Raw genomic sequence first — 15,850 nt, forward strand, 5'->3', positions numbered from 1 at the left:
TCCGCCAGTTTTGGTCCGGACCAAAACGAGCAGGCGCTGCCCCAACACGGGCCGTATCGGGCCCACCACACCAAGGAGGTGTCCGTCATGCCCTTACGGACCACACCCCGCCGATTCGCCGGCGCCACCGCCGCCGTGGCCACCGGACTCGTCTGCGCCCCCTGGGCGCCGTCCGCTTCGGCCGCCGCCCCCGAGCCGTCGGCCGCCGCGCGCCACTGCGTGGTCGACGCGCGCTCCGGGCAGCAGAGCTGCTTCGGCACGTTCACCGAGGCGGTCGAGAGGGCGACCGGCGGCCGGATCGCCGACGCGCCCACCACCCCGGGGGCCGCCGCCGCGGCGAAGTCCTTCCGGGCGGAGGCGGCGCAGGCCGACGTCGGAGCGCGGGGTGACGTCATCCAGGGGACGTTCTTCGACGACAAGGACTTCACCGGCGCCTCGCTCACCATCAGCGGACCCGGGCTGTGCGAGAAGGACGGCTGGGTCAACTGGCAGTACGACCTCGACGACGACTGGAAGAACCGCGTCTCCTCCGTGCAGCCCTGGGGCGACTGCGCGATCTGGCTCTACCCGGAGCCGAACCTCGGCGGCGACCGCGACGGACCGTTCGACGAGAACACCGCCGACATCGGCCAGATGATGAACGACCGTGCCCAGTCGATCGGCTTCAGCTGATCCCTCATCCGCCGCGGTCCCGCAGCGGACCGCCGAAATCCCCCCACAGAGAGCACCCAACAGTGAGCCGAATCCGCACCTCCCGGACCCGTATCAGCCTCGTGCTGGCGGCGATGGCCACCATGGGCGGCATGGCGCTCGCCGCCCCCGCACAGGCCGAGGAGGCCCCCACCAACCGCGAACTGCTCGACAAGTGCGGCAACGGCACCGACTCCTGCGTCTTCCACCCCGACGGCGCGCCCACGGACGCCGTGGGCCAGTCGCACCAGGTGGGCGACAGCGCGTACAACTGCACCCAGGACCTCCAGCGCTCCAGCATCGCCTGGGCCGACACGACCGGGGAGACCAACAGCCTCGGGGTCTCGCTCAGCGCCGAGTACGGCTTCTCGGAGGTCTTCAAGGTGAGCGTCGAGACGTCGTACGGACACACCTGGGAGAGCTCGCACACCGAGACCGACACCACCAATGTGGACGTCCGCCCCGGTGAGGTCGGCTGGGTGACCCGGGCGCCCCGGACGCAGCGCGTGTCAGGAACCTACGAACTGCACTTCGAGGACAAGTTCTACGGCCACTACATCTGGTACGTGCCGTTCGACGCGACCGGCCCCAAACCGGACGCGCCCAGCACCAAGACCCAGCACACCCGCCCCATGACCGACCAGGAGAAGGCCGAACACTGCGGCTAGGCGCGCCCTAGGCGGTGCTCCCCGGGCCCGTGACGGCCCCCGGGCCCGGGGTCAGGTCCGGCTCGCCGGTGCGCTGGGCGGGCAGCGGCACCTGGCCCGGCTGGTGGAGGACGACCGTACGCATCGGCAGCGGGATCTCGATGCCCTCGGCCTGGTAGCGCCGGTGCAGTCGCTTCATGAACTCGTGCTTGATCAGGTACTGGTCGCTGAACTCCAGCGCCCCCAGGAAGACCGAGAAATCGATGCCGGACTCGCCGAACGTGTGAAAGCGGATACTCGGCTCGAAATCGACCACGCCGCCGGAAACATCGGCCATCACCTTCGCACCCACCTCGGCCGTCACCCGCTCGACATGCTCGAGATCACTCCGGTAGGCGACCCGCACCTGCACCATCACCGACATCTCCTGCCCCGGCTGGTGGTAGTTGGTGGTGATCGTGCCCGCCAGCTTGGCGTTGGGGATGATGACGAGGTTGTCGGAGAGCTGACGGATCGTGGTGTTACGCCAGTTGATGTCCACGACGTACCCCTCCTCCCCGCTGCTGAGCCGGATGTAGTGACCGGGCTGCACCGTCTTGGACGCCAGGATGTGCACGCCCGCGAACAGGTTGGCCAGGGTGTCCTGCAGGGCCAGCGCGACCGCCAGACCGCCCACGCCCAGCGCGGTGAGCAGCGGCGCGATCGAGATGCCCAGCGTCTGCAGCAGGATCAGCACGCCCATCATCAGCACCGCGATACGGGTGATGTTGACGAAGATGGTGGCCGTGCCCGCGACCCCGGACCGGGACAGCGCCAGCGTCTGCACCAGACCGGCGACGACCCGCGCCGCCGTGACCGTGGTGGCCAGGATCAGCGCCGCGATCACCACCTGGTTGACGGTGTGACCGAGCGTACGGGTCAACGGCAGCGCCGCGGCGGCCGACGACACGCCGACCGCCATGGACGCCCAAGGGGCCAGGGTGCGCAGGGTGTCGACGATGATGTCGTCCCCGCTCCACCGCGTCCTGCGGGCTCGCTCGCCCAGCCAGCGCAGCCCCATCCGCAGCAGCACTCCGGCCCCGGCGGCGGCTATCAGCGCGGCGCCGACCACGATGACGTCATGCAGCGTGAGTGCCCGGTTCACCGCCCACCTCCCGATGTGGCCGCCGTCCTCGGAGCGGCGGACCGTGTCGTCACCGGCCCGGAGTTCTGTCTGCTGCTCACCTGGTCACCTGTTCGTGCGGAGGATGTGCCGATTCCGTCGCGGCACGTACACACGGCCTCGACGCGACCTGCCATCTTGCCGTATCCCGTCAACCTCCCGATGACCGCCCGGCCATGACCGTCATGACGGAATTGGCCCATCGTCACAGCATGGGGCACAGGGACAACATGGGCAGCATGGAAGATATGGATGACATGGATCTCATTCCGCGCCGGCCGGCCGAGGACGACCCCAACCCGCTGAACCGGCTCTCCCTCGACCGACTGCGCCGCCGGACCAGTATGAAGTGGCGCACCTACCCGGACGACGTGCTGCCGCTGTGGGTGGCCGAGATGGACGTCCCGCTCGCCGAGCCGGTGGTGCGGGCGGTCACCGACGCGATGACCCTCGGCGACACCGGCTATCCGGCCGGTACGGAGTACGCCGAGGCGCTGGCGGGCTTCGCCCGGGAGCGCTGGGGCTGGGACGGGCTCGCCGTGGAGCGCACGGCGATCGTGCCCGATGTGATGCTGGGCGTCGTCGAGGCCCTCAAGCTGGTCAGCGGCCCGGGGGACGCGGTGGTGGTCAACTGCCCGGTCTATCCGCCCTTCTACCCGTTCGTGGAGCACATGGACCGCCGGGTCGTGGAGGCGCCGCTGGGCGCGGACCTGCGGCTCGACCTCGCCGCGCTGGAGGACGCCTTCCGGCGGGCCGTCGCGGGCGGCCGGCGGGCCGCCTATCTGCTGTGCAGCCCGCACAATCCGACCGGAACCGTGCACACCGCCGAGGAGCTGGCCGCCGTCGCCGCGCTCGCCGGCCGCCATGGCGTACGGGTCGTGGCCGACGAGATCCATGCTCCCCTGGTCGCCCCGGGGACCACCTTCACGCCGTATCTGAGTGTGCCCGGCGCGGAGAGCGGGCTGTCGCTGATGTCGGCATCCAAGGGGTGGAACCTCGCCGGGCTCAAGGCCGCGCTGGCCATCGCCGGGCCCGCCGCCGCCGAGGACCTGGCGCGCCTCCCCGAAGAGGTCGGCCACGGCCCCAGCCACATCGGCGTCATCGCCCACACCGCCGCGCTGCGCGAGGGCGGGGACTGGCTGGACGCCCTGCTGGGCGGGCTCGACGACAACCGCGCGCTGCTCACCGCTCTGCTGGCCCGTAACCTGCCCGGGGTCCGCTACCGGCCGGGCCCGGCGACCTTCCTCGCCTGGCTCGACTGCCGCGCCCTGGGCCTGGGGGACGACCCCGCCGCCGTCTTCCTCGACCGCGGCAGGGTGGCCCTCAACTCAGGGCTGCCGTTCGGTACGGGCGGGGCGGGCCATGTCCGGCTCAACCTGGCCACCTCGCCGGAGTTGCTCGCCGAGGCGGTACGGCGGATGGCCGCCGCCCTCGACTGAGCCCCGCCTTCATCCGAGTCCTGAGGCCGCCCGGACCGGCCGTCAGCACGACGCGCTGTACGGCCGGTCCGGGGGCCCATCGGCGTCAGCCGGTCACATATCGGTGATCCACCAGGCCGCGGCGCTGCCCGGCAGCGTCCCGGGCGGGCAGGAGGTGCTGGCCAGAATCGGCGCGCCGGTGACCGGAGCCGGGACCGGGTGGTCGCTGAAGTTGATCGCGCACACCAGCCCGTCGCCGCGGATGAACGCCAGGACCTCGGGCGGCGACTCCATCCACACCAGCGGCCCCTCGCCCATCTGCGGAAGGCTGCGCCGCAGATACAGCCCCTCGCGGTACAGGTGCCAGAACGAGTCGGTGTCGGCCAGGGCCCGGTCGGTGGCGTGTTCGGCGAACCACTCGGGCTGCGGCAGCCACGGCTGGGCCACCGCCTCGCCGGTGGTGAAGCCGAACGGCGAGGCGAGCCCCGACCACGGCAGCGGCACCCGGCAGCCGTCGCGGATGTGCTGGCGGCTGCCGGTGCGGTGGAAGATGGGGTCGGTCAGCACCTCGTCCGGCAGGTCGACCACCTCGGGCAGGCCCAGCTCCTCGCCCTGGTAGACGTACGCGGCGCCGGGCAGGGCCAGCATCAGCAGGGCGGCGGCGCGGGCCCGGGCCGGGCCGAGGCACGCCACCTCGCCGGTCGCCGGTTCGCCCGCGTACCGGGTGACGGTGCGGACCTGGTCGTGGTTGTTGAGGACCCAGGTGACGGTGGAGCCGGTGTCGGCGATGTCCCGCATCGCCTCGCTGATCACCTTGCGGAAGACGTCCGGGTTCCAGGGCGCGGTGAGCAGGTGGAAGAAGAAGGCCTGGTGGAGCTCGTCGGAACGCACGTACTTGGCCTGCTCCAGCGGCGTCGGCACGGAGACCTCGCCGACCAGGAGCCGGTCGTTCCCGTCGCGGGCCGCGTACTCGTCGCAGATCGCGCGCCAGCGGCGCCACTCCTCGTGGATCTCCGGCTGGTTCCAGGCGAGGGGGTTGACGGAGTCGCGGGTGCGTTCGTCGATGGTGGGGTCGTCGGAGTCGGGCAGGTCGGGGTGTTTGAACAGGCCCGCGGCCACATCGATACGGAACCCGTCGACACCCCGGTCCAGCCAGAACCGCAGCACCTCGTGGAAGTGCTCGCCGACCGACGGCTCGCGCCAGTTGAGGTCGGGCTGTTCGGGGGTGAAGAGGTGGAGGTACCACTGGCCGGGGGTGCCGTCGGGTTCGGTGACCCGGCTCCAGGCGGGGCCGCCGAACATGGCGTGCCAGTTGTTGGGCGGCAGTTCGCCGTCCGCGCCGCGGCCGTCGGCGAAGTGGAAGCGCGCCCGGGCCGGTCCGCCGGGCCCCTCGGCCAGGGCGGCCTTGAACCAGGCGTGTTCGCTGGAGCAGTGGTTGGGGACGATGTCCATGAGGACCTTCAGCCCGAGCCGGTGGGCGTCGTGCACCAGCCGGTCGAACTCCTCCAGGTCGCCGAAGATCGGGTCGACGTCGAGGTAGTCGGCGACGTCGTACCCGTGGTCGTGCTGCGGCGACGGGTAGAACGGGCTGAGCCAGATCCCGTCCACCCCCAGCTTCTTGAGGTACGGCAGCCCCAGCCGGGCCCCGGCGAGGTCGCCGATGCCGTCCCCGGTGCTGTCGAGGAAGCTGCGGAGGTAGATCTGGTAGATCACCGCGTCGCGCCACCAGGCGTGCGGCGAGCCCTCCGTGCGATGCGTGGAGGGGCGGGGCGCCGTGGTGGCCGTGGCGAGGCCCGATGCCTCGTCACTCGCCGGTATCGAGGTCGTCCGGCGCTCATCCGGGGCTGTCATGCGTCCATCCCATTACTGGTTGTGCTGGCTCTTGCTGGTGCGATCGCCGACGTGGGGAGTCGGCGGGGCAGGGGCGGTCCGGCGCCATGTGGCAGGTTGTCGCGGATCGGCGCGATGGCCGGTCAGGTGCGGTGCGGGCGGCGCTCGTCACGCCCCGGGCCGGGTCTCAGATGCCGCGCGGGGCCTTGTGGTGAGCGGCCGGGCGGCCGGGGGTCCGGCGGTTGAGGGCCTTGCGGCTCAGGGGCGCGGCCGGACGCGGCGCGTCGGCGGCCGGGGCGGGGGCGGCGTACGGTACCCCGGCGAGCATGTGGTGCCTCTGACTGCTCACGGACAGGCCCTCTCGTGCGGCACATCACCGTTGATGTATCGATAAAGCACAGTGTCATAGGATGGGGGTGAGCGGCAAGCGATCACGAGAAGCCGGAGCAAACCGGGAGAGCGGATGGCGACGCTGAAGGATGTGGCCCGCACGGCGGGGGTCTCGGTGATGAGCGTCTCCAACGTCCTCAACGACACCGGCCGCTTCTCCGCCACCATGCGCGAACGCGTGCTCCAGGCCGCCGAGGAGGTCGGTTACGCGGGCCCCGACCCGGCCGCCGCGTCGCTCCGGCGCGGACGCACCGGCACCGTCGGGGTGGTGCTGCCCCTCCCGCTGGAGACGGCGTTCGCCGATCCGGCCGCCACCGCCTTCCTGGAGGGCGTGGCCCGTGAGTTCCAGCGCCGCCGCACCACCATGACCCTGCTGGCCCTGCCGCCCGCCGTGGGGCCGCTCGCCCGGCACGCCGCGGCCCCCGTCCAGCAGGTGGCCGACGCGCCGCTCGCGGCGCTGGAGAAGGCGGTGATCGACGCCGCGCTCCTGTACAGCGTGGAGGAGGACCATCCCGGTCTCGACATCCTGGTCAAGCGCGAACTGCCGGTGCTGGCCGTGGACTCGCCCGGCCATGACACCGGACGGGACCGCTTCGGAGGTGCCTGGGCGGGATTCGTCACCGTCGACGACTTCGGCGGCGCCCGGCGCGCCGCCCGCCATCTGGTCGGCCTCGGCCACCGGCGGGCCGTGATCCTGGTCGACAGGCTCGCCGTGCAGCCGCGGCTCGGCCCGGCCACCTGGCCCGAGGCGCTCGCCACCACCAGCGCCATCCTGCGCCGCCGGCTGCTGGGTTACCGCGACGCGTGGGCCGAGGCGGGGCTGCCGTTCGCGGACCTCACCGTCATCGAATGCGGCAGGAACGACATCGCGGCGATCCGCACGGCCGTCCACACCCTGCTCACCGCGCCGGGCCCGCGCCCCACCGCGCTGCTCGCCGTCTCCGACACCCTCGCGCTCGGCGCGTGCGCGGCCGTCCGGGAGCACGGCCTCGCCGTGCCGGGCGACCTGGCCGTCATCGGCTACGACGACATTCCCGCGGCCGCCACCGCCGCCGTGCCGCTCACCACGGTCCATCAGCCCACCGTGGAGAAGGGCGAGTCGGCGGCCCGGCTGCTCCTCGATCACACCGACCACTTCGGCGAGCACCGCCCCGACCCCCGCTCCGGCCACGGGGCTTCCGCCGTCCCGCCCGCGGCCGCGGCCGCTGCGGCGCCGCCGGAACTCCCCACCCGTCTCGTCATCCGCGCCAGCACACCGGCCTGATCCCGGGCACTGTCGTTCGGGTCGGTCCCGGCGGATTCCCGTACAACCATCCTGGGCACCCACATGTCACCTAGACGACGCAAAAAGCGTCCTAGGGTCACAAGGGGGAAATGTGAAGATTTCACGCTATGTTGCCGCGACCGCGGTCCTGGCTTCGGCCGTCGCGGGCAGCGTGGTCCTGGCCCCGTCCGCCTCGGCGGCGGCCAAGGCCGCGTACAACGGGGCCTGCGGCAGCGGGTACAAGGTGGTGAACTCGGCGCCGGTCGGCTCCCAGGGCACCGTCTTCCTGACCTACAACTCCGCCAAGGGCAAGAACTGTGTCGTCACCGTCCGGAACTCGGCGGGGGCGGCGAAGAACATGTTCGCCTACCTCTACGTCAACGGCTCGGACGAGCCGCAGCAGGACAGCGGCCTGTACAAGTCCTACGCCGGTCCGATCTACGACACCGGGCGCGGGAAGTGCATCGACTGGGCCGGGGGCATCGACAACCAGGCGACCTACACCTACGGATCGAACTGCGGATCCCTCACCGCGCACCGGGTGACCAAGGGCTGGTAATCCGCGCGGCCCCGCACACCGCACCACCTGACGCACCACCCCACGGGTCGCCGCCGCTGCCACTCAGCGGCGGCGACGCCGTGTCACGAACACCCCGGCGGCCGCCAGTACGGCGGCGGCCGAGCCGCCCGCCACCAGCGGCATCGCGGTGCTGCCGCCGCCGCTGTCGCCGTCATCGGCGCGCTCGGCGGTGCCCTCGGCGGGCACCAGCGCGCCGCCGTTCCTCGCCCCGGCGGAGAGCACGACGTCCGAGCAGGAGTAATACGTGTCCGCCGTACTGGAGTTGCGCCAGATCGTGTACAGGACCTGACGGCCACGGCGGTCCGACGGCAGCTTCGCCTTGAGGTGATAGGCCCCGTCGGTCAGCTCCGGGTCCTTCACTTTCGCGAACGGCTTGGCGTCGAGGTCGGACCACTTCAGCGGCCGCGTCGGATCGTAGCCCCGCTTGGTGAGATACAGCTCGAAGGCGCCGGTGTGCGGAATCGTGGAGCTGTAGTCGAGCGTGAGGGCGGCCCCGGGGGCGAGCCGCGTCGAGGGCCAGTCCGCGCGCGGCAGGTCCAGCCCCCGGTATCCGTCGAGGCCCGCGCTGCACAGCTTGCCGTCCGGGATCCGCTGCCGGTCCTTGCCGTTCACCCCGGCGACGCGCAGATTGTCCCACTCGCCGAACGCCGCGCCCCCGGCCGCCTTCGCCGCCGTGCAGGCCGCCGACCGCGCCTCCCGCCCGCCCTCCGGCGAGCAGGCCACCGTCCGGCTGACCGGGGCCACCGGCGCCCCGTGGGCCAGGGCGGGCCCGGCGCCCACCACGGTGAGCAGCAGCGAGGCGGTTCCGGCGACGGCGGCCGGGGCGGCGAGGCGATGCGCGGTCATGCCGGGGAGTACGAGAGGGAGGGGCGGTGTGTTCAACGGGCCGCCGATGGGGTGCTACTCGCCCCAACGGGCGCTCGGCTACTCGCCCAGCGCGCGCTCGAAGAGCGCCAGCAGCTCCCGCCAGTGCCGGTCCTCCGCGGCGGCGTCGTACATGGCGGTGTCGACCTGCGTGAACCCATGGTGGGCGCCCTCGTACACCTCGCTGCGGTAGCGCACCCCGGCCGCGTCCATGGCCTGCTCCAGCACGGCGATCTGGTCCGCCGGGATCGACGGGTCCTGGTCGGCGTGGCCGAAGTACAGCTCCGCCGAGATCCGGTCGACGAGCCGGTGCGGGCTGTCCGGGGCGTCCGTGACCAGATGACCGCCGTGGAAGCTGGCCGCAGCCGCGACCCGCTCGGGGTGGGCCGCCGCGGTGCGCACCGCAAGCACGCCGCCCATGCAGTAGCCGACGCTGCCCACGGGCCCGTCCGCGACCTGGGGAGAGGCGGCCAGCCAGTCGAGGTACGCACCGGCGTCCCGCACCGCCAGTTCGGGCGTGTGCGCCCTCATCAGCGGGCCGAGCCGGTCGAAGAGGTCCGACCGGTTCGAGGGGTCGATGAACTCCGGCAGCTCCACCACGGGCGCCCGCCCCGCGCGGTAGAGGACGTTGGGCACCAGCACGGTGTAGCCGTGGCCGGCGAGGCGCTTCGCCGCCTCCTCGACCGAGGCGCGCGGACCGAACGCGTCCGGGTACAGCAGGACGCCGGGATGCGGGTTCCCGTCGTCGGGATGGGCCAGGTAGGCGTCGGCAATCCCGTCGGGGGTGGGGATGTCAAGGGAGGCGCCGTGCGCGGAAACCATTGCCGCAACCTTCTCTCACGTCGTGGGGCAGCACCGGTCACCATCGCCGGTGCGGCCCCACCGTACCGCCGTGGCTCCGGCGCCCCGTGGACCGGCTCCAGCGGCCTGACGGTGCGTCGGCGCGGAAGGGAATTGACCGAAGACACCGACCAGGCGGTATGCCGATGATGCAATAGCGGGGGAGGCCCGGCCCGGAGTGGAGCGGGCCTCATGATGCCGCGTCGAGCGGCGCATCGCACGTCAGAGGTGGAGGAACGTCATGCACCCAGTCACCGGCTCCCGCACCGTCGGCCCCGCCGCCGGGCGCTCTGCCAGCCGACTGTCTGCCGACAGGGCCCGGGCGCTGCCCCGGATGCCCGCCGCCCGCCCGCCCATACGCTCGCGGGCCGACCCCGAGGCCATCGCGCTGCTGCACCGGACCGCCCGCGTCCTGATCGACGAACTGCCGCGGCTGACCGACGAGGTGGTCGCCCTGATGCGGGAGCGAGAACCCGTCTACCGCGCCGGTTCCATCGATCCGCACGAGCTGTGGCGGGACGTCAACGACTCGCTGTCCAACAATGTGCGCTCCCTGCTGTATCCCAAGGAGACCCGGGAGACGGCCCGCTCCGTCTCCTGGCGGATCGGCGCCGACCGCGCGGCCCAGGGCCTCCCGCTGGACGCACTGCTGCACGGCTTCCGCATCGGGTGCACCGTCGTCTGGGACGAGCTGGTGGAGACGGCCTCGCGGGAGGACCCGGTGGGCGCCCGGGGGCTGGTCCATGTGGCGTCCGACATCTGGAACTTCGTCGACGAGCACTGCACGCTCGTCTCCGAGGCGTACCACGAGGTCGGACGGCAGCTCGCCTGGCACCGCGAGAACCGGTTCCGGATCATCGTCGAGGCGCTGCTGGACGGCACCGCCCGGGTGAGCGACTTCCCGGAGGCGGAGGAGGTGCTGGGCCTGCCCGAGCAGGGGCGTTACGCGGTCGTGGCCATGGACCACTCGGGCTCCGGGCCCGCCGCGCCGCGCCCGCCGGAGGTCCACGGCGGCGGCCGTACGGTGTGGCACACGGGTGAGTCCACCGCCCACGCGATCGTCCTCCTCGGGGACGGCCACCCCAAGGAGGTGGCGCGCTCCCTCACCGTCCCGCCCGGCGCCCGGGCCGGGGTCAGCCCCGCCGTCACGGGCCTGGCCTCGGTGAACGCCGCCCGCCTGCTCGCCGACACGGCGCTGCGCGCATGCCCCGCCACCGGCGGGGCGGCGCTGCTGGAGGAGCACTACCCGGAGGCCCTGGTGGTGTCCTCCCCGGACCTGGCCACCGCGCTCGCCGACCGCATGCTCGGGCCCGTCCTGGCGCTCGAACCCGCCGACCGGGACGTCCTGCTGAAGACCCTGACGGCCTGGCTGGACGCCGACGGATCGGCGCGCGAGGCGGGGCGGGCCCTGTTCTGCCACCGCAACACCGTCCTCAACCGGCTGCGCCGCTACGAGCAGTTGACCGGGCGGACGCTGCACCGCCCGCGCGACGTCGTCGAGTTGTCGCTCGCCCTCGCGGCACACGGACTGCTGCCGCCCTGACCGGGGGCGTGAGGCTCCGGTACAGACCTTTGCGGCCGGAAAGCCGGTAAACGGCTTCGCATGACCAGGATGAGTGTGGGCGTGCACAACGGCTGCCAGTGGATCATGTGCCTCTGCCACGCGGTCCCTCGACGGACTGTACGGCGGTCCCGGTGAGCTGCTGTCGTGGCGGTCCCGTCCACCCGTACCGGACGGATCCGCCACGAGGAGCACGACATGTCCGATCACGCATGGGGGCAGGCCACACAACCGCGCCCGGTGCGCACCGCCGAGGTCATGCCACCGCGGCCGCCGGAGGCGATGGGCCCCCGCCCCGGCACGCACCCCGACTCCCGTCCGGACCACCCCGGCTTCCGTCCGGACCACCCCGGCTCCCGCTCCGGACACCGTGGGGAGCGCCGGGCGCGGCGCTCGCCACGGTGGCGGCGGCCGTGGCCGTGGACGGCGCGGGCCGCGTGTGCCGCGCTCGCCTGCCATCTGGCCGCCGTGGTGGTCAACTGCACCGCGGGCGGAGGGATCGCCATCGGAGCGAGCGGCGGTTTCACGGTGGGCGCCCTGCTGGTGGCCGCCGACGCGGCGGTCCTGGTCACCGTTCTCGTCCGGGCCGAGCGACGTGCCCCCGCCGAGGACACCCGCGAGAGGGAGCGATGAGCGGCGACTTCGAGCCGAGAACCCTGGCGTTCGTGCTGTTCGCCTGCTTTGTCGCCGTATCGTTCCTGCTCTGCATCCTGGCGGCCACCGACAGCGACGACCCCTCCGAGTTCTACGTCGGCACCGGCGCGCTCGGCCCCCTGCAGAACGGCCTGGCCATCGCGGGCGACTACATCTCGGCCGCCACCGTCCTCAGCACCACCGGCACCATCGCCATCGCGGGATTCGACGGTGTCCTCATCACCCTGTCCACCGTGGTCTCGATCCTGCTGTTCATGCTGGTGATGGCCGGGCCCCTGTGCGGACGCGACCGGTACACCCTGGGCGATGTGCTGTCCGAGCGGCTGAGCGAGCGCCCGGCCCGGATCGGCACCGCCGTCCTGGTGCTGGCGGTCACCATGCCGCTGCTCACCGTCCAGCTCAACGGCGCGGGCGACATGATGTCCCTGCTGATCGGCATCCCCGGCGCCGCCTCGGTCACCGGCTGCACCATCTTCATCGGCTCCCTCATGGTCTGCTACGCCGCCCTCGGCGGGATGAAGGGCACCGGCTTCATCCAGATCCTCAAGACCGTCATCCTGCTGGGCGCGTTCATCCTGCTCGCCGTGCTGGTCGTCAAGCCCTTCGACTGGAACCCGGCGCGCCTCTTCGGCGCGGCGGCCGACAAGAGCGGCTACGGCGACGCCTTCTGGGAGTCCGGCCGCCAGTTCGGCGACTCCTTCACCGGCAAGCTGGACGTCATCAGCGTCCAGCTCACCCTGGCCGTCGGCGCGGCCTGCCTGCCGCACATCACCATGCGGCTGCACCCGATCCGCGGCGCCCGCGCCGCCCGCGCCGCCACGACCTGGGCCGTCGGCGCCGTCGCCGCGCTGGGCGCGCTGATCGTCGTCGTCGGCGCCGGCGCCACGGCCATCGTCGGGCTCCCGGCGCTGCGTGCCGCCGACCCCACCGGCACCAACTCCCTGCTGCTGCTCACCCGCGCGCTCGACCCCGACGCCGCGGCCCACCGCAGCCTGCTGTTCACCCTCATCGCCTGCGCGGTCGTCATCACCACGCTCGCGGCCGTCGCGGGGCTCACCCTCGCCGCCGCGGCCTCCCTCGCCCACGATGTGCTGGCCAAGGTCGTGCTCCCGGAACGACTCTCCCCGGTCCGCGAACTCGCCGCGGCCCGCGCGGCGATCGTGAGCGTCGGCGTGGTGGCCGTCGCCCTCGCGCTCGTGACGCAAGCCTGGAACCGCCAGGTCCTGATCTCCTTCACCTTCACGGCCGCTGCCTCCGCGCTGCTGCCGGTCCTGCTGTACGGGACGATGTGGCGCGGTTTCACGGTGGCCGGAATGCGCTGGGCGATGTACGGCGGCCTCGGCCTGACCCTCCTCACGATCGTCTTCTCCCCGGCCGTCTCGGGCGGCGCCCTCGCGGTCTTCCCCGACCGCGACTTCCACTGGTTCCCGCTGCGCAACCCGGGCCTGATCACCATCCCGGTGGGCTTCCTGCTGGGCTGGGCCGGCTCCCGCCTCGGCGGGCGGCCGCGCCTGGAGGACCCCTCGCCACCTGGGACGCAGGGCGGGGATGCGAGGATTTCGCGCCATGGACGAACTGATAGACCTGCTCCCCGTCGAGTCCGTGCGGCTCGGCGCGAGGGCGGCGGACTGGCGTGAGGCGATCGCGATCGCCGGCGGACTCATGGTGGAAGCGGGCCGCACCACCGCCGAGTACACCGCCGAGATGATCGCGAGCGTCGAGGAGAACGGGCCGTACATCGTCGTCGCCCCCGGCGTGGCGTTCGCCCACGCCCGGCCCTCTCCCGCCGTACGCGCGACCGGCATGTCCTGGGTGCGCCTGGCCGAACCCGTCGCGTTCGGCCACGAGACCAACGATCCGGTCGCCCTGGTCGTGGCCCTCGCCGCCACCGACTCCGGCGCACACACCTCCGCGATGGCGAGCCTGGCCCGGCTGCTCGGCGACCCCGCCGCCACGGCGGCCCTCGCCGCCGCGCCCACCCCCGAGGCGCTGCGCGCCGTGCTGGGCGGCGACGCCGAACGGCCCGCCCCCGCCGCCGGGAAGCCCACGGCGGCCGGGCCCTCGCTGCACAAGATCCTCACGGTGTGCGGCAACGGTGTGGGCACGAGCCTCTTCCTCAAGAACACCCTGGAGCAGGTGCTGGACCGCTGGGGGTGGTCGGCGTACGTCACCGTGGAGGCCACCGACACCATCTCCGCGAAGGGCAAGGCGTCCGAGGCCGTGGCCCTGCTCACCTCCCGCGAGATCGCCCGGACCCTGGGCGACGTGGGACGGCCGGTGAAGGTGGTTCAGGACTTCACGAGCACCGCGGAGGTCGACGCGGTGCTCCGGGACACGTACGACGTCCGACCGAGCTGACGGGAACAGTGGAAGAATCATGGGCTGGCTCGTAACACCCGCGAAGTTTCTCGTGAACGAGATCCTGAGCGAACCCGCGTATCTGATCGGCATCATCACCGCCGTCGGACTCATCGCGATGAAGAAGACCACCGGGCAGATCATCGGCGGCGCCATCAAGGCGACCCTCGGCTTTCTGCTCATCGGAGCGGGCGCGGGGCTGGTCACCAACTCCCTCGCCCCGCTGGGCACGATGATCCAGGGCGTCACCGGCGCGCACGGCGTGATCCCGACCAACGAGGCCATCGTCGGCATCGCCCAGGCACAGTTCGGGTCGCGCGTCGCCTGGCTGATGATCCTGGGCTTCGTGGTCAGCCTGCTGCTGGCCCGGTTCACGCCGCTGCGCTATGTGTTCCTGACCGGACACCACATGCTGTTCATGGCCACCCTGCTGACCGTGGTGCTGGCGGGCGCCGGCCAGTCCACCGTCGTCGTGGTGGCGGTCGGCGGCGTGCTGCTCGGCATCATGCTGGTGGCCATGCCCGCGTTCGCCCACCCCTGGACCAAGCGGGTCACGGGGAACGACACCGTCGCCATCGGCCACTTCGGCACGGCCGGTTACGTGGTGGCGGGCGCGGCCGGGAAGGTGGTCGGCAGGCGCAGCCGCAGCACCGAGGAGATGAAGCTCCCCGAGGGGCTGCGCTTCCTGCGCGACTCGATGGTGGCCACGGCCCTGTCCATGCTGTTCATCTATGTGGTGATGGCGGTGCTCTTCCTCCTCGAGGCGGGGCAGCAGACGGCCTTCAAGGCGTTCGCCACCGGCACCGGAACAGCGGCCACGGACACCGGCAACTATGTGATGCAGTCGGTGATGCAGGGTCTGCAGTTCGGCATCGCCGTCGCCGTCATCCTCTTCGGTGTGCGGACGATCCTCGGCGAACTCGTGCCCGCCTTCCAGGGCATCGCGAGCAAGGTCGTGCCGGGCGCGCTGCCCGCCCTGGACGCCCCGATCGTCTTTCCGTACGCGCAGAACGCCGTGCTCATCGGCTTCCTCTCCAGCTTCACCGGCGGCCTGGTCAGCCTGGCACTGCTCACCTGGGTGTTCAACCCGGCGTTCGGGCTCGCGCTGGTCCTGCCGGGCCTGGTGCCGCACTTCTTCACCGGTGGCGCGGCGGGCGTCTACGGCAACGCCACCGGCGGCCGGCGCGGGGCCGCCGTGGGCGCGTTCCTCAACGGCGTGCTCATCACCTTCCTGCCCGCCCTGCTGCTCAAGGTGCTCGGCGCGTTCGGGCAGCAGAACACCACCTTCGGCGACGCCGACTTCGGCTGGCTCGGCGCGCTCATCGGCAACGCGGGCAAGGCCGGTGGCGGGGTGGGCCTCGCCCTCATCCTGCTCATCGGCCTGGCGGTGCTGGGCGCCGCCGTCCTGGTGCAAAAGCGCGTGGTCGACACGGGCTGGGACCCGGGCGCCGCCCGCGACGCCCTGATGCCCAGGGACGCGGCGGCGGACGCGGGGGCGGTGGCGGCGGCGGACGCCCCGGGCCGGAGCGCGTCGTACCCGAAGATCGCCCCGCCCGCGGGCGCCCCCGCACCCCCGCCACCGCCCCGCTGAC

General features: G+C 72.4%; 15 protein-coding genes. 10 read left to right on the forward strand and 5 right to left on the reverse strand.

From position 1 onward, the window contains the following. The first annotated feature begins 87 nt into the window (after positions 1 to 87). Together ABZ562_RS26620 and ABZ562_RS26625 are read left to right on the forward strand one after the other, a co-directional pair. Positions 88 to 672 (forward strand): hypothetical protein, encoded by a 585-nt coding sequence (locus tag ABZ562_RS26620; protein WP_361484280.1) that lies wholly within the window; start codon positions 88 to 90, stop codon positions 670 to 672. Positions 673 to 734: 62 nt separating this feature from the next. Then, positions 735 to 1,358: a hypothetical protein gene (locus ABZ562_RS26625; RefSeq protein ID WP_361484282.1), complete on the forward strand. Its 624-nt coding sequence runs from the start codon at positions 735 to 737 to the stop codon at positions 1,356 to 1,358. A gap of 7 nt (positions 1,359 to 1,365) precedes the next feature. Here the strand turns inward: ABZ562_RS26625 and ABZ562_RS26630 are convergent, their stop codons facing one another. Beyond that, on the reverse strand, positions 1,366 to 2,481 hold the full coding sequence (locus tag ABZ562_RS26630; RefSeq protein ID WP_361484284.1) for a mechanosensitive ion channel family protein: 1,116 nt from the start codon (positions 2,479 to 2,481) through the stop codon (positions 1,366 to 1,368). Positions 2,482 to 2,756: 275 nt separating this feature from the next. Between ABZ562_RS26630 and ABZ562_RS26635 the strand changes: the two genes are divergently transcribed. After that, positions 2,757 to 3,938: an aminotransferase class I/II-fold pyridoxal phosphate-dependent enzyme gene (locus ABZ562_RS26635; protein ID WP_361484365.1), complete on the forward strand. Its 1,182-nt coding sequence runs from the start codon at positions 2,757 to 2,759 to the stop codon at positions 3,936 to 3,938. A gap of 93 nt (positions 3,939 to 4,031) precedes the next feature. On the opposite strand, the gene ABZ562_RS26640 is transcribed toward ABZ562_RS26635, so the two are convergent. Both ABZ562_RS26640 and ABZ562_RS26645 read right to left on the reverse strand, forming a co-directional pair. After that, positions 4,032 to 5,768: a glycoside hydrolase family 13 protein gene (locus ABZ562_RS26640; protein WP_361484286.1), complete on the reverse strand. Its 1,737-nt coding sequence runs from the start codon at positions 5,766 to 5,768 to the stop codon at positions 4,032 to 4,034. A 166-nt stretch (positions 5,769 to 5,934) separates the two neighbouring features. Beyond that, the gene (locus tag ABZ562_RS26645) at positions 5,935 to 6,096 is read right to left on the reverse strand and encodes a hypothetical protein (RefSeq protein ID WP_361484288.1); all 162 of its coding nucleotides are present in this window, start codon (positions 6,094 to 6,096) and stop codon (positions 5,935 to 5,937) included. A 114-nt stretch (positions 6,097 to 6,210) separates the two neighbouring features. Between ABZ562_RS26645 and ABZ562_RS26650 the strand changes: the two genes are divergently transcribed. Continuing rightward, on the forward strand, positions 6,211 to 7,401 hold the full coding sequence (locus ABZ562_RS26650; protein WP_361484290.1) for a LacI family DNA-binding transcriptional regulator: 1,191 nt from the start codon (positions 6,211 to 6,213) through the stop codon (positions 7,399 to 7,401). A gap of 112 nt (positions 7,402 to 7,513) precedes the next feature. After that, positions 7,514 to 7,960 (forward strand): hypothetical protein, encoded by a 447-nt coding sequence (locus ABZ562_RS26655; RefSeq protein WP_055552212.1) that lies wholly within the window; start codon positions 7,514 to 7,516, stop codon positions 7,958 to 7,960. A 63-nt stretch (positions 7,961 to 8,023) separates the two neighbouring features. On the opposite strand, the gene ABZ562_RS26660 is transcribed toward ABZ562_RS26655, so the two are convergent. Next, positions 8,024 to 8,827, reverse strand: coding sequence for a lytic polysaccharide monooxygenase (locus tag ABZ562_RS26660; protein ID WP_361484292.1), 804 nt, complete (start codon positions 8,825 to 8,827; stop codon positions 8,024 to 8,026). A gap of 78 nt (positions 8,828 to 8,905) precedes the next feature. Further along, positions 8,906 to 9,667, reverse strand: coding sequence for a dienelactone hydrolase family protein (locus ABZ562_RS26665; RefSeq protein WP_361484294.1), 762 nt, complete (start codon positions 9,665 to 9,667; stop codon positions 8,906 to 8,908). Positions 9,668 to 9,926: 259 nt separating this feature from the next. On the opposite strand from ABZ562_RS26665, the gene ABZ562_RS26670 reads away from it, so the two are divergent. From ABZ562_RS26670 to ABZ562_RS26690, 5 genes are all read left to right on the forward strand, one after another. Then, the gene (locus ABZ562_RS26670; protein ID WP_361484296.1) at positions 9,927 to 11,228 is read left to right on the forward strand and encodes a helix-turn-helix domain-containing protein; all 1,302 of its coding nucleotides are present in this window, start codon (positions 9,927 to 9,929) and stop codon (positions 11,226 to 11,228) included. Positions 11,229 to 11,444: 216 nt separating this feature from the next. Then, complete coding sequence (locus ABZ562_RS26675; RefSeq protein WP_361484298.1) at positions 11,445 to 11,879, forward strand: hypothetical protein; 435 nt, start codon at positions 11,445 to 11,447, stop codon at positions 11,877 to 11,879. Next, positions 11,876 to 13,537 carry a cation acetate symporter gene (locus ABZ562_RS26680; RefSeq protein WP_361484300.1) on the forward strand — a complete coding sequence of 554 codons (1,662 nt, stop codon included), beginning with the start codon at positions 11,876 to 11,878 and terminating at the stop codon, positions 13,535 to 13,537. Before ABZ562_RS26675 ends, ABZ562_RS26680 begins: the two co-directional genes overlap by 4 nt. Next, positions 13,467 to 14,258: a PTS sugar transporter subunit IIA gene (locus tag ABZ562_RS26685; protein ID WP_361484302.1), complete on the forward strand. Its 792-nt coding sequence runs from the start codon at positions 13,467 to 13,469 to the stop codon at positions 14,256 to 14,258. The genes ABZ562_RS26680 and ABZ562_RS26685 overlap by 71 nt, the downstream gene beginning before the upstream one ends. Positions 14,259 to 14,277: 19 nt before the next feature. Then, complete coding sequence (locus ABZ562_RS26690; protein ID WP_361484304.1) at positions 14,278 to 15,849, forward strand: PTS ascorbate transporter subunit IIC; 1,572 nt, start codon at positions 14,278 to 14,280, stop codon at positions 15,847 to 15,849. Position 15,850 lies beyond the last annotated feature (1 nt).

This window comes from Streptomyces sp. NPDC019937 (assembly GCF_040631655.1).
GTDB lineage: Bacteria > Actinomycetota > Actinomycetes > Streptomycetales > Streptomycetaceae > Streptomyces.